The 20,299-nt window shown below is 66.9% G+C and carries 21 protein-coding genes; 1 reads left to right on the top strand and 20 read right to left on the bottom strand.

Annotation, left to right across the window (positions count from 1 at the left end; all coding sequences use genetic code 11):
* The 20 genes from VFW69_RS08990 to VFW69_RS08895 all read right to left on the bottom strand — a co-directional run bounded on the left by VFW69_RS08990 (nucleotide 1) and on the right by VFW69_RS08895 (nucleotide 19,508).
* Complete coding sequence (locus VFW69_RS08990) at nucleotides 1–2,415, bottom strand: NADH-quinone oxidoreductase subunit G (protein ID WP_526500300.1); 2,415 nt, start codon at nucleotides 2,413–2,415, stop codon at nucleotides 1–3.
* A gap of 60 nt (nucleotides 2,416–2,475) precedes the next feature.
* Nucleotides 2,476–3,825, bottom strand: coding sequence for an NADH-quinone oxidoreductase subunit NuoF (gene nuoF / locus VFW69_RS08985; RefSeq protein WP_526500298.1), 1,350 nt, complete (start codon nucleotides 3,823–3,825; stop codon nucleotides 2,476–2,478).
* A complete protein-coding gene (gene nuoE, locus VFW69_RS08980) occupies nucleotides 3,825–4,580 on the bottom strand; it encodes an NADH-quinone oxidoreductase subunit NuoE (RefSeq protein WP_526500296.1) in 756 nt (251 codons plus the stop codon). The genes nuoF and nuoE overlap by 1 nt, the downstream gene beginning before the upstream one ends.
* Nucleotides 4,577–5,902, bottom strand: coding sequence for an NADH dehydrogenase (quinone) subunit D (nuoD, locus tag VFW69_RS08975; protein WP_526500294.1), 1,326 nt, complete (start codon nucleotides 5,900–5,902; stop codon nucleotides 4,577–4,579). The genes nuoE and nuoD overlap by 4 nt, the downstream gene beginning before the upstream one ends.
* Complete coding sequence (locus tag VFW69_RS08970) at nucleotides 5,902–6,609, bottom strand: NADH-quinone oxidoreductase subunit C (protein ID WP_526500292.1); 708 nt, start codon at nucleotides 6,607–6,609, stop codon at nucleotides 5,902–5,904. Before VFW69_RS08970 ends, nuoD begins: the two co-directional genes overlap by 1 nt.
* Nucleotides 6,606–7,160, bottom strand: coding sequence for a NuoB/complex I 20 kDa subunit family protein (locus VFW69_RS08965; RefSeq protein ID WP_067126301.1), 555 nt, complete (start codon nucleotides 7,158–7,160; stop codon nucleotides 6,606–6,608). Before VFW69_RS08965 ends, VFW69_RS08970 begins: the two co-directional genes overlap by 4 nt.
* 8 nt (nucleotides 7,161–7,168) lie before the next feature.
* Nucleotides 7,169–7,546: an NADH-quinone oxidoreductase subunit A gene (locus tag VFW69_RS08960; protein ID WP_221046193.1), complete on the bottom strand. Its 378-nt coding sequence runs from the start codon at nucleotides 7,544–7,546 to the stop codon at nucleotides 7,169–7,171.
* Between the two features lie 438 nt (nucleotides 7,547–7,984).
* On the bottom strand, nucleotides 7,985–8,386 hold the full coding sequence (locus VFW69_RS08955; protein WP_526500289.1) for an Rv3143 family two-component system response regulator: 402 nt from the start codon (nucleotides 8,384–8,386) through the stop codon (nucleotides 7,985–7,987).
* A 50-nt stretch (nucleotides 8,387–8,436) separates the two neighbouring features.
* Nucleotides 8,437–8,976 (bottom strand): YceI family protein, encoded by a 540-nt coding sequence (locus tag VFW69_RS08950; RefSeq protein ID WP_526500287.1) that lies wholly within the window; start codon nucleotides 8,974–8,976, stop codon nucleotides 8,437–8,439.
* A gap of 33 nt (nucleotides 8,977–9,009) precedes the next feature.
* Nucleotides 9,010–9,411 carry a nuclear transport factor 2 family protein gene (locus tag VFW69_RS08945; RefSeq protein ID WP_526500285.1) on the bottom strand — a complete coding sequence of 134 codons (402 nt, stop codon included), beginning with the start codon at nucleotides 9,409–9,411 and terminating at the stop codon, nucleotides 9,010–9,012.
* Between the two features lie 25 nt (nucleotides 9,412–9,436).
* Nucleotides 9,437–9,775, bottom strand: a complete 339-nt coding sequence (locus tag VFW69_RS08940) for a DUF6285 domain-containing protein (RefSeq protein WP_526500283.1) — start codon at nucleotides 9,773–9,775, stop codon at nucleotides 9,437–9,439.
* Nucleotides 9,772–10,764 (bottom strand): phosphotransferase family protein, encoded by a 993-nt coding sequence (locus VFW69_RS08935; protein WP_526500281.1) that lies wholly within the window; start codon nucleotides 10,762–10,764, stop codon nucleotides 9,772–9,774. Before VFW69_RS08935 ends, VFW69_RS08940 begins: the two co-directional genes overlap by 4 nt.
* Complete coding sequence (locus VFW69_RS08930; protein ID WP_526500279.1) at nucleotides 10,764–12,002, bottom strand: acyl-CoA dehydrogenase family protein; 1,239 nt, start codon at nucleotides 12,000–12,002, stop codon at nucleotides 10,764–10,766. The genes VFW69_RS08935 and VFW69_RS08930 overlap by 1 nt, the downstream gene beginning before the upstream one ends.
* Before the next feature lie 8 nt (nucleotides 12,003–12,010).
* Nucleotides 12,011–12,679, bottom strand: a complete 669-nt coding sequence (locus tag VFW69_RS08925; protein WP_526500277.1) for a TetR/AcrR family transcriptional regulator — start codon at nucleotides 12,677–12,679, stop codon at nucleotides 12,011–12,013.
* Nucleotides 12,680–12,693: 14 nt separating this feature from the next.
* Nucleotides 12,694–13,587: a hydroxymethylglutaryl-CoA lyase gene (locus VFW69_RS08920; RefSeq protein WP_526500275.1), complete on the bottom strand. Its 894-nt coding sequence runs from the start codon at nucleotides 13,585–13,587 to the stop codon at nucleotides 12,694–12,696.
* Nucleotides 13,584–14,840 carry a CaiB/BaiF CoA transferase family protein gene (locus VFW69_RS08915; protein WP_526500273.1) on the bottom strand — a complete coding sequence of 419 codons (1,257 nt, stop codon included), beginning with the start codon at nucleotides 14,838–14,840 and terminating at the stop codon, nucleotides 13,584–13,586. Before VFW69_RS08915 ends, VFW69_RS08920 begins: the two co-directional genes overlap by 4 nt.
* Nucleotides 14,837–16,030: an alpha/beta hydrolase family protein gene (locus VFW69_RS08910; RefSeq protein ID WP_526500271.1), complete on the bottom strand. Its 1,194-nt coding sequence runs from the start codon at nucleotides 16,028–16,030 to the stop codon at nucleotides 14,837–14,839. The genes VFW69_RS08915 and VFW69_RS08910 overlap by 4 nt, the downstream gene beginning before the upstream one ends.
* Before the next feature lie 52 nt (nucleotides 16,031–16,082).
* Nucleotides 16,083–17,171 (bottom strand): homogentisate 1,2-dioxygenase, encoded by a 1,089-nt coding sequence (locus tag VFW69_RS08905; protein ID WP_526500269.1) that lies wholly within the window; start codon nucleotides 17,169–17,171, stop codon nucleotides 16,083–16,085.
* Nucleotides 17,172–17,463: 292 nt separating this feature from the next.
* Nucleotides 17,464–18,435, bottom strand: coding sequence for an NADPH:quinone oxidoreductase family protein (locus VFW69_RS08900; RefSeq protein WP_526500267.1), 972 nt, complete (start codon nucleotides 18,433–18,435; stop codon nucleotides 17,464–17,466).
* A gap of 74 nt (nucleotides 18,436–18,509) precedes the next feature.
* Nucleotides 18,510–19,508, bottom strand: a complete 999-nt coding sequence (locus VFW69_RS08895; RefSeq protein ID WP_526500265.1) for an acrylyl-CoA reductase family protein — start codon at nucleotides 19,506–19,508, stop codon at nucleotides 18,510–18,512.
* A 22-nt stretch (nucleotides 19,509–19,530) separates the two neighbouring features.
* Between VFW69_RS08895 and VFW69_RS08890 the strand changes: the two genes are divergently transcribed.
* On the top strand, nucleotides 19,531–20,299 hold a 769-nt coding region (locus VFW69_RS08890), incomplete at its 3' end, for an aldo/keto reductase (RefSeq protein WP_526500263.1).

Raw genomic sequence — 20,299 nt, 5'->3', positions numbered from 1 at the left:
TCATGAGCCAACTCCGATCTTGACTGTGCTGCCAACCGATACGCCGAGTTGGCGGTGCACCGCCGAGCCGGGCGAGTTCACCGGAAGCCACACCACCCGGTCGGGCATGTCGGTGATCACCAGCGGCAGGCTGATGGATCCGTGGGACGTGCTGACAGTGACCGCGTCGCCGTCGGCGGCGCCGATCTCAGCGGCCGTATCGGCGGAGAGCCGGGCGACCGGTTCGCGCGCGGTTCCCGCGAGATGCGGCTCGCCGTCTTGCAATCGGCCGTTGTCCAACATCATCCGCCAGCCGGCCAACACGGCCTCGCCCGCGGCGGGCTGGGCCGGCTCGGCGGCCGCGACGTCCGGGCTCGCGGCGCGCTTGCCGTCCCAGTGCCGCAGCGCGGCCAGTTCTTCGCGGGCCGTGGCGACGGTGGACATGCCCAGATACACGCCCATCTCGTCGGCAAGCGCGTCCAGCACCTGGTGGTCGGATTGGCTGGCCTGCTGGGTATTACGCAGCGCCGCCTCGAACGGCCGGAGGCGGCCCTCCCAGTTGACGAATGCACCGGCCTTCTGCGTCGTCGGTGCAACCGGGAAGACGACGTCGGCGCGTTCGGTTACGGCGCTGTGCCGCAACTCCAAGCTGACCACGAAGGCGACGCCGTCCAGCGCCGCCAGTACCGCTTGCGGGTCGGTGAAGTCGTTGGGCTCGACACCGCCTACGAGCAGCGCGCCCAGCGTGCCGTCGGTGGCGGCGGCGACGATTGCATCGGCGTCACGTCCACTGCCGGAGGGCAATTGGGAGACGTTCCACGCCTGGGCGACCTGCGCCCGGGCGGTCTCGTCGTCGACCGGCCGGCCACCGGGCAGCAGGCCCGGCAGCGCACCGGCTTCCAGCGCGCCCCGCTCGCCGGCGCGACGCGGCACCCAGGCCAGGCGGGCGCCGGTGGTGTCGGCGAGCCGGGCCGCGGCGGACAATCCGCCCGGCACCGTGGCCAGCCGTTCGCCGACCATGATGACCGCCCCCGGGCTGGAGAGCAGATCACCCACCTCACCGCTGGCCAGCCCGTCCAGTGCCGAAGCTTCGGCGCCGGGAACGGTCTTGATCAAGCGGCCAGACATCTTGGTCAGCGCGCGGGTGGCGAAAGGTGCGATGACGTAGATCGGCAACCGGTGTTTGCGGGCCGCCTTGCGCAACCGCAGGAAGACGATGGGTGACTCATCTTCGGGCTCGAATCCGGCGAGTACCACGACCGGGGCCGATTCCAGATCGGCGTAGCTGACGGTGATCGGTTGGCCGGCGATCCGGGCGGCCAGGAAGTCGGCCTCCTCGGCTGAACTCGGGCGGGCTCGAAAGTCGATATCGTTGCTGTCCAACACGATTCGCGCGAACTTAGAATAGGCGTAGGCGTCCTCCAAGGTGGCCCGGCCGCCGACCAGCACACCCGTTCGGCCACGCGTCGCTTCGAGGCTCCTGGTCGAGACGGCGATCGCGTGCGACCACGACGCCGGTTGCAGCGAGCCGTCGGCGTCGCGGATCAGGGGAGTGGTGATCACATCGGCCTGGGTCGCGTAGGTGAACGCCCACCGGCCCTTGTCGCAGTTCCACTCCTCGTTGACTTCGGGGTCGTCGCCGGCCAGCCGACGCAGCACCTTGCCGCGGCGGTGGTCGGTGCGCTGCGCGCACCCGGAAGCGCAGTGCTCGCAGACGCTGGGGCTGGAGACCAAGTCGAAAGGGCGGGCGCGGAACCGGTACGAGGACCCGGTCAGTGCGCCCACCGGGCAGATTTGCACGGTGTTGCCCGAGAAGTAGGAGTCGAACGGTTCGTTGGCGTAGATGCCGACCTGCTGCAGGGCGCCTCGTTCCTGCATGTCGATGAACGTGTCGCCGGCGATCTGCTCGGAGAACCGGGTGCAGCGCGCGCACAGGATGCAGCGCTCCCGGTCCAGCAGCACCTGCGACGAGATGTTGATCGGCTTGGCGAAAGTGCGCTTGACGTCGGTAAAGCGAGAATCGCTGCGGCCGTTGGACATTGCCTGGTTCTGCAGCGGGCATTCGCCGCCCTTGTCGCACATCGGGCAGTCCAGCGGGTGGTTGATGAGCAACAGCTCCATCACGCCGTGCTGAGCCTTGTCGGCGGCCTCCGAGGTGAGCTGGGTACGCACCACCATGTCATCGGTGGCGACCGTGGTGCACGAGGCCATCGGCTTGCGCTGCCCTTCGACCTCGACCAGACACTGCCGGCACGCGCCGACCGGTTCCAGCAGCGGGTGGTCGCAGAACCGGGGGATCTGGATGCCCATCAATTCGGCGGCCCGGATCACCAGAGTTCCCTTGGGAACGCTGATCTCGTTGCCGTCGATGGTCAGCGTCACCATTTCCGGCGGACGCACCTCGTCGCCGGTTTCGGTTTTGGCCGCGCTAGTCATGGGCGCCGCTCCTTCTCATCGCTTCGCTCTGCATCGTCACCGGCGCGGGTCATCGGGGTCCTAACCTTTCGCGCCTTCGCGCTCCGCCGTCAGCATGGAGTCTCGTGGATCGAAGGGGCATCCGCCGCCCTCGACGTGCGCGACGTATTCGTCGCGGAAGAACTTGATCGATGACATCACCGGGCTGGCGGCACCATCGCCCAAGGCGCAGAACGACTTCCCCAGGATGGTGTCGGAGATGTCCAGCAGCTTCTGGATGTCCTCGTCGGTGCCCTTGCCGGTTTCCAGCCGCTCGTAAATCTGGTCCAGCCAGAAGGTGCCCTCGCGGCACGGCGTGCATTTTCCGCACGACTCGTGTTTGTAGAAGTAGGTCCAGCGCCGCACGGCACGCACCACGCAGGTGGTCTCGTCGAAGATCTCCAGCGCCTTGGTGCCCAGCATCGAGCCGACGTCGCCGACACCCTCGTAGTCCAGCGGCACATCGAGGTGCTCGTCGGTCAGCAGCGGCGTCGACGAGCCGCCGGGTGTCCAGAACTTGAGCCGATGCCCGGCCCGCACGCCACCGGCGTAGGCGAGCAACTCCCGCAACGTGATTCCCAGCGGGGCCTCGTACTGACCGGGCCGGGCGACGTGGCCGGACAGCGAATACAGCGTGAAGCCCGGCGATTTCTCGCTGCCCATCGACCGGAACCAGTCCACGCCGTTGCCGATGATCGACGGCACGCTCGCGATGGTCTCGACGTTGTTGATCACCGTGGGGCAGCCGTAGAGTCCGGCCACGGCCGGGAAGGGCGGGCGCAGCCGCGGCTGGCCGCGCCGGCCTTCCAGCGAGTCCAGCAGCGCGGTTTCCTCGCCGCAGATGTAGGCGCCGGCACCGGCGTGCACCACCAGCTCCAGGTCGAAGCCCGAGCCGTTGATGTCGCGGCCCAGGTAACCGGCCGCGTAGGCCTCCACCACCGCGTTCTGCAGGCGGCGCAGGACTGGGAGCACCTCCCCACGCACATAGATGAACGCGTGGCTGGCCCGGATCGCGTACGCGGCGATGATGACGCCCTCGACGAGGACATGCGGCGTCGCCAGCATCAGCGGAATGTCTTTGCACGTACCGGGTTCCGACTCGTCGGCGTTGACCACCAGGTAATGCGGTTTCGCGGCCGCGCCGGTGTCGCCCTGCGGGATGAACGACCACTTCGTCCCAGTCGAGAATCCCGCGCCGCCGCGCCCGCGCAGCCCGGAGTCCTTCACCGCCCCGATCACCGCGTCGGGCTCCATCGCCAGCGCCTTCTTCATCGCTTCGTAGCCGCCGTGGCGGTGGTAGGTCTCGAGAGTCCAGGATTCGGGATCGTCCCAGAACCGGCTGATGACCGGAGTCAGCGGCGTCGTCTGCGAAGTGTCAGAAGTTGTTGTCATTACTGGCCTTCCGGCGCGCTGGGCGCCTCCATGCCGTGTTCCTTGGCTACTTTCAGGCCGGCCAGGGTGGCCGCGCCGGCGCCGCCCTGTCCCTGGTCAGGACGCTCGTCGGGCAGGCCGGCCAGGATGCGCGACGTCTCGCGGAAGACGCACAGCGGAGCACCGCGAGTGGGCGGCCGGGGCTCACCGGAACGCAGCGAGTCGACGAGTTCGCGCGCCGACTCCGGCGTCTGATTGTCGAAGAACTCCCAGTTCACCATCACTACCGGTGCGTAATCGCAGGCGGCGTTGCATTCGATGTGCTGCAGCGTGACCGAGCCGTCGGCCGTGGTCTCGTCGTTGCCGACGCCCAGATGCTCCTGCAGGGCGTCGAAGATCGCATCGCCACCCATGATGGCGCACAACGTATTTGTGCAGACACCGACGAGATAATCGCCGGTGGGGCCGCGCCGATACATTGTGTAGAAGCTCGCCACCGCGGACACCTCGGCCCCGGTGAGCCCCAGCTGCTCACCGCAGAACTCCAGGCCCGCCGGTGTCAGGTAGGAATCCTGGGCTTGCACCAGATGCAGCAGCGGCAACAGCGCCGAACGCTTGTCGGGGTAGCGGCCGATGATCTCCTTGGCGTCGACCTCCAGCCGGGCCCGCACCTCGGGCGGATACGTCTTGGGCGCACCCTCGACGACGAACGCGTTGGGCTCGTCGGGCGGTGGGCCGAGCCGGATGAAGACCGGCTGTCCCTGCGGCCCGGTCATCGGTCCACCCCGCCCATGACCGGGTCGATGCTGGCGACCGCGGTGATCAGGTCGGCGACCATCCCGCCTTCGCACATCGCCGCGACCGACTGCAGATTGGTGAACGAGGGGTCTCGGTAATGCACCCGGTAGGGGCGGGTGCCGCCGTCGCTGACCATGTGCACGCCCAGCTCCCCGCGCGGCGATTCGACCGCCGTGTAGACCTGGCCCGCCGGAACTCTGATGCCCTCGGTGACCAGTTTGAAGTGGTGAATCAATGCCTCCATCGAGCCGCCCATGATTTTGGCGATGTGTTCTTCTGAGTTGCCCAGGCCGTCGGGGCCCACCTTCAAGTCGGCGGGCCAGGCGATCTTGCGGTCCTGCACCATGGTCGGGCCCGGCTTCAGCTTGTCCAGACACTGCTCGACGATCTTGATCGACTCCCACATCTCGTTGACGCGAATCATGTAGCGCCCGTAAGCATCACACGTGTCTTCGGTGATTACGTCGAATTCGTAGTTTTCGTATCCGCAGTACGGTTCGCTCTTGCGCAGATCGTGGGGCAGCCCGGTCGCACGCAGGATGGGGCCGGTGATGCCCAGCGCCATGCAACCGGCCAGATCCAGATATCCGACGTCCTGGGTGCGGGCCTTCCAGATGGCGTTCTCGTTGAGCAGACCGCTCATTTCGCGCAGCACTTGCTTGAGTCCCTTAAGGCCCTCGACGATCTCGGATTCCGCGTTAGGTGGTAAGTCCTGCGCCACACCCCCGGGGCGGACGTAGGCGCTGTTCATTCGCAGGCCGGTGATCGATTCGAACAGGGTCAGCACGATCTCGCGTCCCCGGAATCCGACGAACATCGGGGTCATGGCGCCCAGTTCCATGCCGCCGGTGGCCAATGCCACCAGATGCGACGAGATCCGGTTGAGCTCCATCGTCATCACCCGGATGACGTTGACCCGCTCCGGAATCTGATCGGTGATGCCGAGCAGTTTCTCCACACCCAGGCAGTAGGCCGTCTCGTTGAAAAATGGTGCGAGGTAATCCATCCGGGTCACGAACGTGACACCTTGGGTCCAGTAGCGGTATTCGAGGTTCTTTTCGATACCGGTGTGCAAATACCCGATGCCGCAGCGGACGTCGGTGACCGTCTCGCCCTCGATTTCCAGGATCAGGCGCAACACCCCGTGCGTGGACGGATGCTGAGGCCCCATGTTGACGACGATGCGTTCGCCGGGGTCGACCCCGCGGGCGGCTTCGACGACCTTGTCCCAGTCCTGGCCGCCGGCGACCACGAACGTCTCGCCGGCGCCGTCTTGCGTCGATTCAGTGGTGGTGCTCATCAGTTGTACGCTCTCCGCTCGTCGGGCGGGGGTATCTGTGCGCCTTTGTATTCGACGGGAATTCCGCCGAGGGGGTAGTCCTTGCGCTGGGGGTGCCCGTGCCAGTCGTCGGGCATCTCGATGCGGGTCAGCGACGGGTGCCCGTCGAAGATGATGCCGAAGAAGTCGTAGGTCTCGCGCTCGTGCCAGTCGGTGGTCGGATAAATCCGGAACAGCGAGGGAATGTGCGGATCACCGTCGGGCGCAGACACTTCCAGGCGGACACGGCGATTGTGCGTGATCGACTGCAACGGATACACCGCGTGCAGTTCGCGTCCCGTCTCGTGCGGGTAGTGCACCCCGCTGACGCCCAGGCACATTTCGAAGCGCAACTGCGGGTCGTCGCGCAGCCGGTGAGCGACCTGCTCCAGCGCGTCGCGGCGGACGTGCAAGGTCAGTTCGTCGCGGTCCACCACGACTTTTTCGATGGCGTCGGTGAATTCGACGTTGTCCTTGTTCAAAGCCGCGGCCAGTCCGTCGACCACCTCGTCGAAGTAGCCGCCGTAGGGCCGCGGGCTGCTGCCCGGAAGCAGGACTTCGCGCACCAGCCGTCCGTAACCGGACGTGTCACCCGAGCCCTTGGCGCCGAACATGCCGCGGCGCACGTCGATGACTTCTTCGTCGGCGCGGCTGATTGCTTCTTTGGGATCTTGGTCCGGTGAGCTCATCGCAGCAGTCCGCGCATCTCGATCGTGGGCCGGGCCGACAGCGCCGCCTGCTCGGCTTCGGCGATGGCGGTTTCTCGGTTGACGCCCAGCGGCATTTCCTGAATCTTCTCGTGCAGCTTCAGGATTGCGTACAGCAGCATCTCGGGTCGCGGTGGGCAGCCGGGCAGGTAGATGTCCACCGGAACCACGTGATCGACGCCCTGAACGACCGCGTAGTTGTTGAACATCCCGCCGGATGACGCGCACACGCCCATGGCCAGCACCCATTTCGGCTCGGCCATCTGGTCGTAGATCTGTCGCAGCACCGGAGCCATCTTCTGGCTGACCCGGCCGGCGACGATCATCAGATCGGCCTGCCGGGGGGTGGCCGAGAATCGCTCCATGCCGAACCGGGCGAGGTCGAATCTTGGCCCGGCCGTTGCCATCATCTCGATGGCGCAGCAGGCCAACCCGAACGTTGCCGGCCACAGTGAGTTCTTGCGGACGTAGCCCGCGACCTTCTCGACTGTGGACAGCAGAATTCCGCCGGGCAGCTGTTCCTCAAGACCCACGTCTTACCTCAATCCCACGTCAGGCCGCCGCGGCGCCACACATAGGCATAGGCCACGAAAACCGTCAGCATGAAAATCACCATTTCGACCAGAGCGAAAGTACCCAGCGCGTCATAGCTGACGGCCCAGGGATACAGGAACACGATTTCGATGTCGAAGACGATGAACAGCATCGCGGTGAGGTAGTACTTCACCGGAAAGCGCTGCCCGGCTGTCGCATGCGGGCCGCTCACCGATGTCTCGGTGGGTTCGATTCCACACTCGTACGCCGACATCTTCGACTTGTTGAAACGTGACGGGCCGGCCAGGCTCGCGATCGCCACCGAGCCCACGGCAAAGGCAGCGGCAATGGCGCCTAGCACCAAGATGGGTATGTAGACGTTCAACTCGCTCCATGATCCGTCGTACGAGCCGCCTGCAGCGGCCAGGCGGTAACCGGGCTGCTGTGACGAACCGGGCCGCAGGCCCGCCACAGTGATTTACAACATAGCGTCGCGGCGTGCGGCACGCTTGCCCGGGGTGGGCCTTTTGCAGCATCGGTGGTGCCAAGTGCCTGTGCTGCGCAAATTCGATAGCCGGTGAAACCAACACTGGCCGCCGAACGCGATCCGCCGCACCGACTGCTGGGGGACCACCAGCAAAGACGCGGCCGCGCCGATCGCTGCGGCGGTGAAGATCAACGGCGTCGCCAGGGCGGATGGCCCGTCGTCAGCAACGTCGCGACTAGCGGCCGTCACCTTGGCGGTGGGGGCCGAAGTGGTCAGGGCTGCCGCATTCGGCGGTCGGGAAGGAACGGCCGCGGCAAAGCCGCGGCGTGGATTGGATCAGCGAACGGGGGCCCGCAGCAGGCTGAGCACCGTGCGGCCCAGCAGGATGGGGTCGATGGGATGCGGCACCGCGCCCTCGGCACGCGACCAGGAGGCCAACCACGCATCGTCGGGCCGGCCGGTCAGCACGACCAGGGGTGGGCAGGTTTCGAGTTCGTCTTTGAGCTGCTTTGCGATTCCCATGCCGCCGGTCGGGGTGGCCTCGCCGTCCAGGATGGCCAAGTCGATGCCGCCCTTGTCCATTGTCGCGACCACCATGGGCCCGGTCGCCACCTCGACGTAGCTCAGCTCGGGCAGATCGGGATGCAGTTGCTTACCCAGCGCCCGCATCACTCGTTCGCGGGTTTGGACGTTGCTGCTGTAGACGAGGATCCGCAGGGCGATGGTGGAGTCGGACACGGTGCAGATGCTACTGGTGTCGCGCCGGGTTCAGCGGGGTGCCCGCCGAATCATCGTTGCGATACCCGCACGAAGATGGCGTCCGCAGCGACCGTTGCCGTCGAGCTCATCATGCCGCCCCGGTTCCAGCCCAGGTCGAACCGGTCCCGATCGAGCTTGGTTTCGCCGGTGATGCGGATCGCGCCGTCGTCGAGCTCGGAGATCGTGACGGGCAGCGGCACCTCGGCGGTGACGCCTTTGATCGTGAAGCTGGTCCGAAGGTCGGCGGCCTTGCCTTTCGTCGGGTGCACCGCGGTGACGACGACGCTGATCTCCCCGAAGCGGTCGACGTCGAAGAAGTCGGCCGAGCGCAGGTGTTTGTCGCGACGACCGATGCCGGTGCCCAGCGAGGCGGCACGGATGTCCACGCGGCCGAAAACCGCTCCCTTGTCGGTCAGTTGGCCGTCTCCGCTGAAATCGGTGAAGCGGCCCTTGACGTTCAGCAGGCCCCACATGTTCCTGATCTTGAACGTGATGGCGGAGCGATCCGGGGCCAGGTTCCAGACGCCGGCCATGTCGGGATCGTGAAGCAGTGTCTCCAAAGTGGTCATCGTCACCCCCAATGTGTCGTGGCGAATGTAGCGCTAGTTCATCAGCGGCGCGATCCCGGCGGGATCGAAGTATTCGTCGATCCGCTCGATCAGGCCGTTCGTGCGCACCCGGATCACGATGCAGACCCGCAGCGAGATCGACTGCCCGGCACGCCCGGTGGCGTGCAAGATGTGCTGCTGGACGAAGCCCCGGGCGGATCCGTCGTCGAAGACCTGCCGGTCCAGGATTTCGTAGCGACGCTGCGTGGTCGCGCCGATGAACCAATCGATGACCCGCATCGCTCGGGTCTTGTCGTCATCGCGCCGCGAGCCGACGCGCCACACCGCGATGTCGTTGCTCCACATCGCGTCAACTGCGGCGACATCGCTTCGCTCGATCGCCGTGAACAGGCGGTTGGCCGCATCGAGGACCGTCTCGGTGGTGGAAGCGGGCATGTCTGGCTCCTATCTGATCGCCGAGCTATTCGCTGTCGTATCCGGGGTGGGCGACGGCCAATCGGCGTCGCACCAGAATGCGCAGGCAGGCGGTGATTTGGTCCGCTTGCCCGTCCATGTCGCCGGCCCGTATCGCGGCGGCCAGCTGTTCCTCATCGGCGAAGCCCAGCCCGGCCAGCGCCGCGCCGGATTCCGCCTCGCTTTCGTCGAGCAGTTCGCGCTCGACGATGCGCAGTGCGTTGGCCGCGACCCGGGCGTGGAAGTTGACCTGTCCTTCGGTCGCGGTGCGCACATCGTTTTCCAGGAATTCGGCGACCGCGGCAACCAGTTCGGCGGCGAGCGGGCGACCGTATGCGCCGTTCATGGCCGCGCCTCCAGGAGGTTGAGGAGGTCCCATTCGGTCTCGCAGACGCGACGGCCGATGGTCGCCAACTCGACCGAGCGGTTTTGCCCGCTCAGGTGCCGTTCCGCCTGGAAGCGGCAGATGACGCCCCAGCGCAAGGTGGCCAGCACCAGCCACCAATGAAACGCCACCCGGTCGACCGTAGTCGCGCTGGCCTGCTCGTAGGCTCGCAGGAAACTGTCGATGCTGCCCAGGCCGCCGGCGCCGAGGCCGGCCGGTGCGCCGAATCGCCAGGCCCGGATACAGAACCACGCCAGGTCTTCGTACGCCTGCCCGACGTGCACCAGCTCCCAGTCCAGCACCGCGGCAAGGTTCGACCCGTCGACAATGAGGTTGCCCATCCGAAAGTCGCCGTGCACCAACACAGCCGGCGACGGTTGGGGACGGTGGGCGGCCAGCCAGCGAAACCCCCATTCGAAGGTTGCGGTGGTGTCGCCCATGTCGTCGAGGCGTTGACGCCATTCGGCCAGTTGGTCTTCGTGGGTCAGGTCCGCAACGTCCGTGTCGGCGCGGTGAATGGCGGCCACCGCCTGCGCGCACTGCTGCAGCAACTGCGTGCGGGACGCGTGACCGTCGGCGCCGTCGAGTTGCCGCTGGATACGCCGCACGATGGTCTCGCCCTTGATCTCGTCGCAGATCAGGAACGGATTGCCCAGTGCGGCAGGCGAATTGTCGGCGATCAACACATGCGGGACCGGCGCGCCCGCGGCCGCCGCGGCGGCCTGCGTCCTGGCTTCGAGCTCCATGCCGGCATGCACATCATCCGGAGGGCCGGTGCGCAGGATCAGCGCACGACGCTGCGCGTTGGTGACGGCCTCGAACGCCCAGGTGGTTCTGCTGGCGCCACCCGTCAACGCGCGCAGGTTCTCGACCGCAGTGTCGGCGCCGAGGGCCCCGGTGAGCACCCTGGCCAGTTTGGTGCCCAGTTCCGCTGACTCGACCCTGTCCATCACTTCTTGCCGAATTTGAACAGGCGTTGCGCCACTCGGCGAATTTGTATTTCCTCTGCGCCCTCGGTGATCCGGTAGCGACGGTGATGGCGGTAGATGTGTTCGAACTGCTCGTGCCGGCTGTAGCCTAGGCCGCCATAGACCTGCATCGCACGGTCGGCGGCGTCGCAGACCAGCCGGTTGGCGCGGTAATTCGCCATCGAAACCTTGTCGGAGACCTCCATGTGGTGGTCGCGGTCCAGATGCCAGGCGGCGTATTGCACCAGCAGCCGCACCATCTGCGCTTCGGTTGCCAACTCGGCCAGCGGCCACTGCACGGCCTGGTTGACCGACAGGGGCTTGCCGAATACCTTTCGGCTGGAGGCGTATTCGGCGGCGCGGTCGATGCAGTACTGCGCCGCGCCCAGGCTGCTCGCCGCCTGCCGAATCCGGTTCTCGTGCAGGAAGGTTTGCGCGACCTCCAGGCCGCGATCCACCTCGCCGAGTACCGCGTCGGCGGGAATCCGAACATCGGTCAGCTCGACTTCGCCGTGGTCGGTGGGCATGTTGAAGGTCCACCAGTAGTAGGGAACGTTGAATCCGGGCGAATCGGTCGGCACCAGGAACGCGGTGATGCCGCGGGCGGCCCCCGGTTCACCGGAGGTGCGTGCGAAGACCAGGTCGTGGGTTGCACGGTGCACGCCGGTGTTGAACCGCTTGGAGCCGTTGATCACCCAGCTGTCGCCGTCGCGTTCGGCGTGTGTCTCCAGCCAGGTTGCGTCCGATCCGTGCTGCGGCTCGGTCAGGCCGAAGGCCATGGACCGTTGCCCGGTGATCAACGCTTCCGACCACTCCTTGCGTTGCTCCTCGGTGCCGAACCGCTCCATCATGATCACCTGCGGGAAGTTCCCGACGATCGACGACTCGTTCTGCAGGTCGTTGTGCAGGCCAAGACCCTTGTGCGCCAGGTGTTCCCGGATGACCGCCATGTCGACGTTGCTGCCGTCGCGGCCGCCCAGTGAGGCCGGCAATCCGTAGCGCAGCCAGCCGGCCTTGTCGGCTCGCCTGCGCATCTCGGAGAGCAGATCCTCCCACTCGCGCGTCGGGATCCCGTCGTTGTCCCAGTCGGTGCGCGCGTGCTCACGACGCTGATCGAAGTACTGCATGTTGTCGCGTTCCAGCGGCTTGATCTCGGCCTCGATGAACTCATCCATCTCGGCCAGCAGGCCAGGAAGGTGCGCTGGCAGGGTGAAATCCACGTCTTCTCCTAAGATCTCGTGAGGCCGCCGTACAGGGTTTTCTTCCAGACCGTCGACAAGGTCGCGATGGCGTCTTCGTCGCTGATGTCCAGACCGAGGCCTGCGGGGCCGGATGGTCCGACGAACACGGTAGTGAAGTTCTCGAACAGCAACGCGATGGCCGCCGCGGTGTGCTGGGGCTGCAGCTCGGTGCCGTAACCTTGCTCCTGGGCCCGGCGCACCGAAGCCGCCACGAGATCCATTCCGAACCGCCGAAATTCGTTCTGCACGGCCGCGAAGCGCTGTTGGGTGGCGGCCAGCTGAGCCACGGCGATCATGATGCCGATGTTCTGCTTGAACATGTTCCAGTAGCCGGTGACCACCGCAGTAAAAAAGTCGTCGTCGTTGGTGGGGGCACCTCCCGCTTGCGGGGGAGAGTCCGGCAGGTGAACGCTCGATCCCGACGGCGTCACCACCTCGTGCAGGAACGATTCCGCGAGGGCGGCCAGCAGGTCTTCCTTGTCGGTGAAGTATCGGTAGAACACCGCCGGCGATTTTCCCGCCGCCGATGTGATGTCGGCCAGGGTGGTGCCGTGAAAGCCCCGCTCGGCGAACAGTTTCCGGGCGGACTGCTCGATGGCCTGCCTGGTCTGGCGGCCTTTGGCGGTCAGCTCGCGGTTCGCCTCCGGGGCGGACATCAGTTCCCCCGCACTTAATGTCTCCGTCGGTCGCCGGCGCGCAACAGGGCGCTCGGCAGGTCGTGTCCCACCAGCGACTTCGCCACGTCGGCCGCGGCGATGGCGGCCTGCAGTTCGACGTCCACGTCGAAGCCGCTGTCACCGAGGAGGTATACGAGATCCTCGGTGGCGATGTTGCCGGTGGCCCCCGGCGCGAAGGGGCAACCGCCCAGGCCGCCGACCGAGGCGTCCAGCCGGGTCACCCCGGAGCTGACCGCAGCGTAGGCGCTGGCCAGCCCGGAGCCGCGGGTGTTGTGGAAATGCCCGCCCAGCGGCAGGTCGCCGAGCACCGGACGCAGTTGTGCGATCAGCGAACTCACCCTGCCCGGGGTGGTGGTGCCGATGGTGTCGGCGATCGACAGGCGGTCGGCGCCGCGGTCGCGGGCGGCCGCCGCGATCTCGAGCACCCGCTGGGGCGGGGTGGGGCCTTCGAACGGCGAGTCCCAGGCGGTGGCGATGACGACCTCGACGGTGACGTTGCTTTCGTGTGCGATCGCGACGATCTCGTCGATCGCAGCGGTGGCCTCGGCACTGGTGCGCCCGACGTTGGCCGTGCTGAAGGTGTCGTCGGCGGCCACCACGTACTCGATGGAGCGCAACCCCGCGGCGACGGCCCGCTTGGCGCCATTGGGACTGGCCACCAGGGCCGAGAATTCGATGTCGGCGTAGTCATGCAGATGGGCGGCCAGCTCGGCGGCATCGGCCATCGACGGCACCTTCGTCGGGGAGACGAACGCGGTGACCTCCACCTCGCGAACCCCGGTGGCCGCCACCGCGGCCAGCAGTTCAAGCTTGGCAGACAATGGGATTGGCGTTTCGATCTGCAGACCGTCGCGCAGGGCCACCTCTCGAATCTCAATGTGGGTCATAGCACCTCCTCGGCGCGCAGCTCCTCGAGCTCCTCGGCCGTCTTGCCCAGCAGCCCGATATAGACGTCGTCATTGTGCTGGCCAGGCCGCGCGGGGCCGGCGCTGCGGACTTGCCCCGGCGATTCCGAAAGCACCGGCACGATGCCCGGCCCCAACACGTTGCGCTGCACACGCTCGTCGTAGTGCTCCACCAGCATCCCGCGGGCCCGCAGCTGCGGGTCGTTCACCACCTCGGCGACTGTGTTGATCGGTCCCGTGATTACCCCTGCGGCGGAGAGGATTTCGGTGATCTCACCGGGCTGGCGTTCCGCGGCCCACGCCCCGATGATGTTGTCGAGTTCGTCTTGGTTGCGGCCCCGGGCGACGTGTGTGGCGAACCGGTCGTCGGTGGCCAGCTCCGGGCGGCCCATCGCCTTGCACAGCCGGGCGAAGACGGTGTCCTGGTTTGCGGCGATCACCACCCACGAGCCGTCGGCGTTGCGGTAGATGTTCGACGGGGCGATGCCCTCCAAGCGGGTGCCCGAGGGTCCGCGCACCACCCCGCCGGCGTCGTAGTCGGGAATGGTGGATTCCTGTACGGCCAAACATGATTCGGTCAGCGCGACGTCGACCACCTGACCGCGCCCGGTGACGCTGCGTCGGTACAGCGCGGCCAGCGCACCCTGCGCGCCGAACATGCCGGCCAGGCTGTCACCGAGCGAGAGCGCCAGCCGGGGCGGCGGGCCGCCGGGAAAACCGTTGAGGTACCGCAACCCGCTGGCCGCTTCGGCGACCGAGGCGTAGCCGGCCTTGGTGGCGTCGGGTCCGGTCTGCCCGTAGCCGGACACCCGGACCAGGATGATGCCCGGATTGCGTTCGCTGAGTATGTCGTAGCCCAGGTTCCACTTCTCCAGGGTGCCCGGACGGAAGTTCTCCACCACGATGTCGGATTTCTCGACGAGGTCGCAGAACAGTTCGCGGCCGCGGGGGTGGCGCAGGTCCAGGGTGATCGCCTTCTTGTTCCGCGCGTGCACCGTCCAGAAGACGTGTTGCCCGTCGAGTTCGGCTTGACCCCAGGTGCGCAAGGGGTCCGGCGCTTTGGGCAGTTCCACCTTGATGACGTCGGCGCCCATGTCGCCGAGTAGCCGGCCGGCGAAGGGCCCGGCGATCAGGGTGCCCAGTTCGAGCACCCGAACGCCATCCAGCGGGCCGGCTACATCGATGCGCCGCTCCTGCTCATCGCCTGGCTCTGCATCGTCGCCGGCGGAAGTCATACGGCGCTCGCGAAATCGTGCCGCACCAGCCAGTCGGTGACAATAGTGACAGCGGCCCGCAGCGCGTCGCGTTGGTCGGATCCCGCGTAATAGTGTGTGGCGCCGGGGATTTCGTGCATCTCCTTGTCCTCGTGTCCGATCGCCTGGAACAGCCGCCGGGTGTGGCTGGGCGTGCAGGCGTCATCCGCCAGATTACCGATCACCAGCGCGGGGATCGCGATGTCGGGCCCGCAAGCCACCGCGTCGCCTCGGGCGTCGTCGTAACTCCACTGCGAAAGCCAGCCGCGCAGGGTGGAGAACCGGGCCAGCCCGACCGGGCTCATGTTCACCACCTGAGGATCCCCCAGGTAGCAGGTGCCGGGGGCGCGTTCGTTGGGATCGACGGCCGGGTCCAGCCACCGCGGGTCGGCCATGGTGCCGTGCACGACGAAGCCGAACTCGTCATCGGGCCGGCCGTCGGCTGCCAACTCGGCCAGCTTGTCCCTGACCCATGCGGTGATGCGTCGGTTGCGCTCGATCTGCGCCTGCCGGTAGCGGCCCAGGAATTCTTGGCTGTAGGGCGGCTGATTGGGGTTGTCGGGGTTGTACAGGTCCAGCTCGGGATCCCGTTTGGTGGGGTCGGATTCGTCGAGGATCGAGGCGTCCAGCCATTCGGTCAGCGTGCCGTGCCGGCTGATGTGCGCGGCAAGCAGCATGATGCCGTCGGCGGCGGGCAGGTCGAGTTTGGTCAGGTCGGGGCCGTCGCCGGTCGGGCTGGACGTGATGGTCGGATTCTGCGCCTGCTGCTGGTAGAACACCGACAACGAACCGCCGCCACTCCATCCGGCCAGCACCACCTGCTGGTAGCCGAGCCGCTTTTTGGCGTCCTTGATGCACTCGCCGAGATCCTCGACGACCTTCTCCATCAGCAGCGCCGAATCGGTGCCGCGGAAGCGGCTGTTGCAGTAGATGACGTGGTGGCCGGCCCGCGCCAGCGCGTTGATCATCGGCAGGTAGGCGCCCCCGCCGATGGGATGCATGAACACCAGGACGGTGTCGGACGGCTTGTCCTTGGGCTTGAGCAGGTAGCTCTCCAGCACGGTGATCTCGGCCAGGCCGCCGTACACGTCTCGTACCCCGGAATTGTTCTGGAAGGCAACGAGATAGGGGATCCGGTCGTACTCGAACTTCTTGGGTTTCACGGCGGTCATTGACGCCACTCCTCCTGTCCACTTCGTTCTGCATCGTCGCTGGCGTGCGTCATCAATGTTGTCCTAGGTCGTGGGCCAGTACCTCGGCCGACGGGGTGAGCCGTCGGCGCGTGTCGATGGCGATTACCTGCCAGTCGACGCGGGAATAGTCGTCGAATTTGCGCCGCGCCCGTTCCCGCGCCTTCTCCGGAGCGCCGTGATGAACCCCTTGGGGCGCATGCGAAATCAACCCGGGCGGCATCGGGATCCCGTACAGCGAGCCGCCGTGGAAGAAGGCGATCTCGTCGTAGTCGACGTTGCGGTGATACCACGGTGTGCGTTCGGTGCCGGGAATTCCCTCGGCGGGTTTGGGCAGGAAGTTCATCACGTAGACACCGGTGGCCTGCATGAACAGGTGCACCGTCGGCGGCAGGTGGACACTGTCGGACGTGACCACGTTGTAGTCGGCAATGTTGAAGGTGAACGCGAAGTTGTCGCCGCGCCAGCCTTCGACGTCGATCGGATTGTGTTGGTAGAACAGTGTTGTCGGGCCGCCCTCGTGGATGAGCCGGACCGCGAATTCGCCGTCCGCCTCGTCGGCCGGCACCGGCTCGGGGATGACGACCTGCGACGGGTCGAAGGGGAAGTGGCGGCCCAGCGCACCGGGCGGTGGCACCCGAAACTCGTCGGTGGCCTCGATCATCAGCATCGTCGTCGCGCTGTCGGGCAGCTGGCGCCAAGTGCACGCCTTCGGGATGTACAGCCAGTCGCCCTCCCGATAGCGCAGCGGCCCGAATTCCGTCTCGGCTAGGCCGCTGCCCTGGTGGACGAAGCACAGCAGGTCGCCGTCGACATGACGGACGAAGAACGGCATCGGCTCGTGACGACGGCTCAACAGAATTCGGCAGTCGTCGTTGCTGAACATCAGCAGCGGCCCACCGTCAGCTTCGGTGGCATCGCTGGGCTTGAGCTCGCTGGACAGCACGTCGATGGGACGCAGCGGGCCGACCGACCGATAGGCGGTGGGGTCGTGGCGCCGGTACAGGTTGGCGGTGCGGCCGGTGAATCCGCCCCGGCCCAACTCGTCGTCCTTGAGGCCTTCGAGGTCGGCGTGCAGGCGGCGCGGCGTTCGGCCTTTTCGCAGGTGCACAAAGGATTCCATGGACGGCTCCTCCGAGGGGACCAGGTGGGTGGCAATCAGGGATACAAAACTGAAAGTGACATTACTTTCTCTTTTTAGGCCGCACAAGAGTCGTTGCGCGCGGTCCTCGCCACCGTCCCGGGTTCGTCACAAGCGCCACAGGCGTCTCCGCCGGGTACGGCTCGTTTTGTGCCCACCGCACAGCGACAACACCGGTGACGCGCGAAACCGGCGGACGATTGTCGTTATGAGGCGGCCAAACAGTCGACTGCCCCGCGTCGAAACCACTGTGGCAGACGGGACCAAGTGCGGGCTAACCGCGGACGCGCAGCACGACCTTTCCCTTGGCGCTGCGGTTCTCCAGGGAGGCGACTGCGGTCGCGACTTGCTCCAGCGGGTAGGTGACTGGCTCGGGCGGGGCCAGCTCCCCGGAGGTGAGCAAACGTTCGAGTCCGGCCCACTGCTCGTCGAGCGCGCCCGGATGCGTCCCCGCCCACGCGCCCCAACCCACGCCGACCACGTCAACGTTGTTGAGCAGCAATCGATTTACCTTGACGGTCGGAATCTCGCCGCCGGTGAACCCGACGACCAGCAGCCGCCCGCCGGGAGTAAGCGAGCGCAGGGAATCGGTGAACCGGTCGCCGCCCACCGGGTCGACGACGATGTCGACGCCACGGCCGTGGGTCAACTCCTTCACGGCGTCCTTAAAACCGTCGGCCAGCACCACATCCGTCGCGCCGGCCGCCGTGGCGATGTCGGCCTTGTCCTGCGTGCTGACCACGGCGATGGTGCGGGACGCGCCCAGCGCCGGCGCCAGCCGCAGCGCCGAGGTTCCGATGCCTCCCGCGGCGCCGTGCACCAGAACCGTCTCGCCGCGCTGCAGCCGGCCACGAACGGTCAGCGCGAAGTACACCGTCAGGTCGTTGAACAGCAGGCCGGCGCCGGCCTCGAAGCTCACATTGTCGGGCAGCTTGAACACCCGGTCCGGGGCCAACACCGCGACCTCGGCCATGCCGCCGGACAGCATCGTGAGGCCGACGACCCGGTCGCCCACGCGCACCTTCGCGCCCTCGGGTGCCGACCGGACCACGCCGGCGATCTCGGCGCCGAGCACAAAGGGCAACTCCGGGCGGTACTGGTAGAGGCCCCGGGTGAGTAGGGCATCCGGGAAGGCCACCCCGGCGGCGTGCACGTCGACGACGACCCCATCTCCCGAAGGTTCGTCGATGTCGGTCAACTCGACCGCGTCTGGACCATCGAGCCGAGTCACCTGTACCGCGCGCATGCCACCTCCGTCGTCGCTGCCATCGGCGCTGTCATCACTGCGCCCGAACAGCGCTTGATCAGCCTACTGCCGGATCAAAATCCGCCCGCGACCCGCACCACGGCCCGGCCGGAGAATTTGCCTGCGCGCACCTGATCGATGACTCCGACGACGTTTTTCACGTCGACATCGCTGACCAGCGAGTCCAGGTGCCGCGGCCGCAACGAATCGCCGAGCTGGTCCCACAATTCGCGTCGCGGTCCGATCGGCATCAGCACCGAGTCCATGCCCAGCAGCGCGACTCCGCGCAGGATGAACGGCAGCACCGTGGTGTGCAGGGCAGGACCGCCGGTGAGGCCGCTGGCCGCCACCGCGCCGCCGTAATCGACGGTGCTGAGCACATCGGCCAGCGTCGCGCCGCCCACACAGTCAACCCCGCCCGCCCAGCGCGCCTTGCCGAGCGGCCGAGGCTTGGCGTCGGGGTCGGCGGGCAACCGGCCGATAACCGCTTGGGCGCCAAGGGCTTTGAGCCGGTCGGCGGCCTCGGCTTTGCCGCTCGAGGCGATCACCTGGTAGCCGGCGGCCGCGAGCAGGTCCACGCTGACCGAGCCGACGCCGCCGGTGGCTCCGGTGACGACGACGGGACCGGCGTCGGGCGCGATGCCCCAGTCGATCAGTGCCCGCACGCTCATCGCGGCGGTGAAGCCCGCCGTGCCGATCGCGGCCCCCTCGTGTGGGCTCAACGCGCCGAGTGCCACCACCTGGTCGGCCGGCAACCGTGCGTATTCGGCGTAGCCGCCGTGGTGGCCGGTGCCGATCGCATACCCGTGGGCCAGCACCTGGTCGCCCACCGCGAACTCGGGTGCAGTCGACTCCACGACCTCACCGGTCAGGTCGATGCCGGGCACCACCGGGTAGTCGCGCACCACGCCGCCACCGGTCGTCAGCGCCAGCGCGTCTTTGTAGTTGACGCTCGAATACAGGACCCGGATCGTCACGTCGCCGGGCGGCAGGTCGGAGTGGTTCAGCGTTTCGACCGACGCGGTTATCCGGTCACCATCTTGTCGCGCGACGAGCGCGTGAAACGTGTCCATGCTTCGACGCTAACCTCACCGTATGGATCCCTTTCCACTCGGTGGGTTTTCGGTCAGCCGCGTCGGCTTCGGTGCCATGCAATTGCCCGGACCCAATGCGTTCGGTCCGCCGCGCGACCGCGACGAAGCGCTGGCCGTGCTGCGCCGCGCTGTCGAACTGGGCGTCGACCACATCGACACCGCGCAGTTTTACGGTCCCGACGTCGCCAACGAGCTGATTCGTGCCGCGCTGCATCCGTATCCGCAGAACCTGGCACTGGTCAGCAAGGTCGGCGGGCGCCGCGACGACAACGGGGCCTGGCTGCCGGCCGGTGCGCCGGCCGAGTTGCGCCACGACATCGAAACGAACCTGCGCAGCCTCGGTGTCGAGCAACTGGCGGTGGTCAACCTGCGAGTGTTCGAAAGCGACGGCCCGGACCAACAGTTCGACGATCAGCTCTCGGCCATGATCGAGGCTCGCGACAAGGGATTGATCGGCGGAGTCGGGCTGAGCAATGTCAACCGTGAGCACCTGCTGCATGCCGTGGAGCGCACCGAAATCGCCTGTGTACAAAACGCATTCAACCTGGTTCAGCGCGAGTCGTCCGCGGTGCTCGAGGAATGCACGACGCGGGGGATCGCCTTCGTTCCGTTCTTCCCGCTGGGCGCCGCGTTTATGCAGCCCAACCCGGTGCTCAGCCACCAGGTGGTCGAGGAGATCGCGCAGCGACTAGGGCGCACGCCCGCTCAGGTCGCGTTGGCGTGGACGCTCAGCGTGGCGCCCAACGTGCTGCTGATCCCGGGTACCTCGT

This window comes from Mycobacterium sp. (assembly GCF_036273375.1).
Classification (GTDB): Bacteria; Actinomycetota; Actinomycetes; order Mycobacteriales; family Mycobacteriaceae; genus Mycobacterium.
This window is presented reverse-complemented; position numbering and strand designations above follow the sequence as displayed.

Excerpts from the sequence above, each read along its gene's own strand:
- VFW69_RS08905 (WP_526500269.1), bottom strand. The coding sequence starts at position 17,171 with ATGGAATCCTTTGTGCACCTGCGAAAAGGCCGAACGCCGCGCCGCCTG.
- VFW69_RS08935 (WP_526500281.1), bottom strand. The coding sequence starts at position 10,764 with ATGGACAGGGTCGAGTCAGCGGAACTGGGCACCAAACTGGCCAGGGTG.
- VFW69_RS08940 (WP_526500283.1), bottom strand. The coding sequence starts at position 9,775 with ATGAACGGCGCATACGGTCGCCCGCTCGCCGCCGAACTGGTTGCCGCG.
- VFW69_RS08950 (WP_526500287.1), bottom strand. The coding sequence starts at position 8,976 with ATGACCACTTTGGAGACACTGCTTCACGATCCCGACATGGCCGGCGTC.
- VFW69_RS08910 (WP_526500271.1), bottom strand. The coding sequence starts at position 16,030 with ATGACCGCCGTGAAACCCAAGAAGTTCGAGTACGACCGGATCCCCTAT.
- VFW69_RS08945 (WP_526500285.1), bottom strand. The coding sequence starts at position 9,411 with ATGCCCGCTTCCACCACCGAGACGGTCCTCGATGCGGCCAACCGCCTG.
- VFW69_RS08895 (WP_526500265.1), bottom strand. The coding sequence starts at position 19,508 with ATGGACACGTTTCACGCGCTCGTCGCGCGACAAGATGGTGACCGGATA.
- nuoD (WP_526500294.1), bottom strand. The coding sequence starts at position 5,902 with ATGAGCACCACCACTGAATCGACGCAAGACGGCGCCGGCGAGACGTTC.
- VFW69_RS08970 (WP_526500292.1), bottom strand. The coding sequence starts at position 6,609 with ATGAGCTCACCGGACCAAGATCCCAAAGAAGCAATCAGCCGCGCCGAC.
- VFW69_RS08925 (WP_526500277.1), bottom strand. The coding sequence starts at position 12,679 with ATGTCCGCCCCGGAGGCGAACCGCGAGCTGACCGCCAAAGGCCGCCAG.
- VFW69_RS08900 (WP_526500267.1), bottom strand. The coding sequence starts at position 18,435 with ATGCGCGCGGTACAGGTGACTCGGCTCGATGGTCCAGACGCGGTCGAG.
- VFW69_RS08990 (WP_526500300.1), bottom strand. The coding sequence starts at position 2,415 with ATGACTAGCGCGGCCAAAACCGAAACCGGCGACGAGGTGCGTCCGCCG.
- nuoF (WP_526500298.1), bottom strand. The coding sequence starts at position 3,825 with ATGACAACAACTTCTGACACTTCGCAGACGACGCCGCTGACTCCGGTC.
- nuoE (WP_526500296.1), bottom strand. The coding sequence starts at position 4,580 with ATGACCGGGCCGCAGGGACAGCCGGTCTTCATCCGGCTCGGCCCACCG.
- VFW69_RS08920 (WP_526500275.1), bottom strand. The coding sequence starts at position 13,587 with ATGACCCACATTGAGATTCGAGAGGTGGCCCTGCGCGACGGTCTGCAG.
- VFW69_RS08915 (WP_526500273.1), bottom strand. The coding sequence starts at position 14,840 with ATGACTTCCGCCGGCGACGATGCAGAGCCAGGCGATGAGCAGGAGCGG.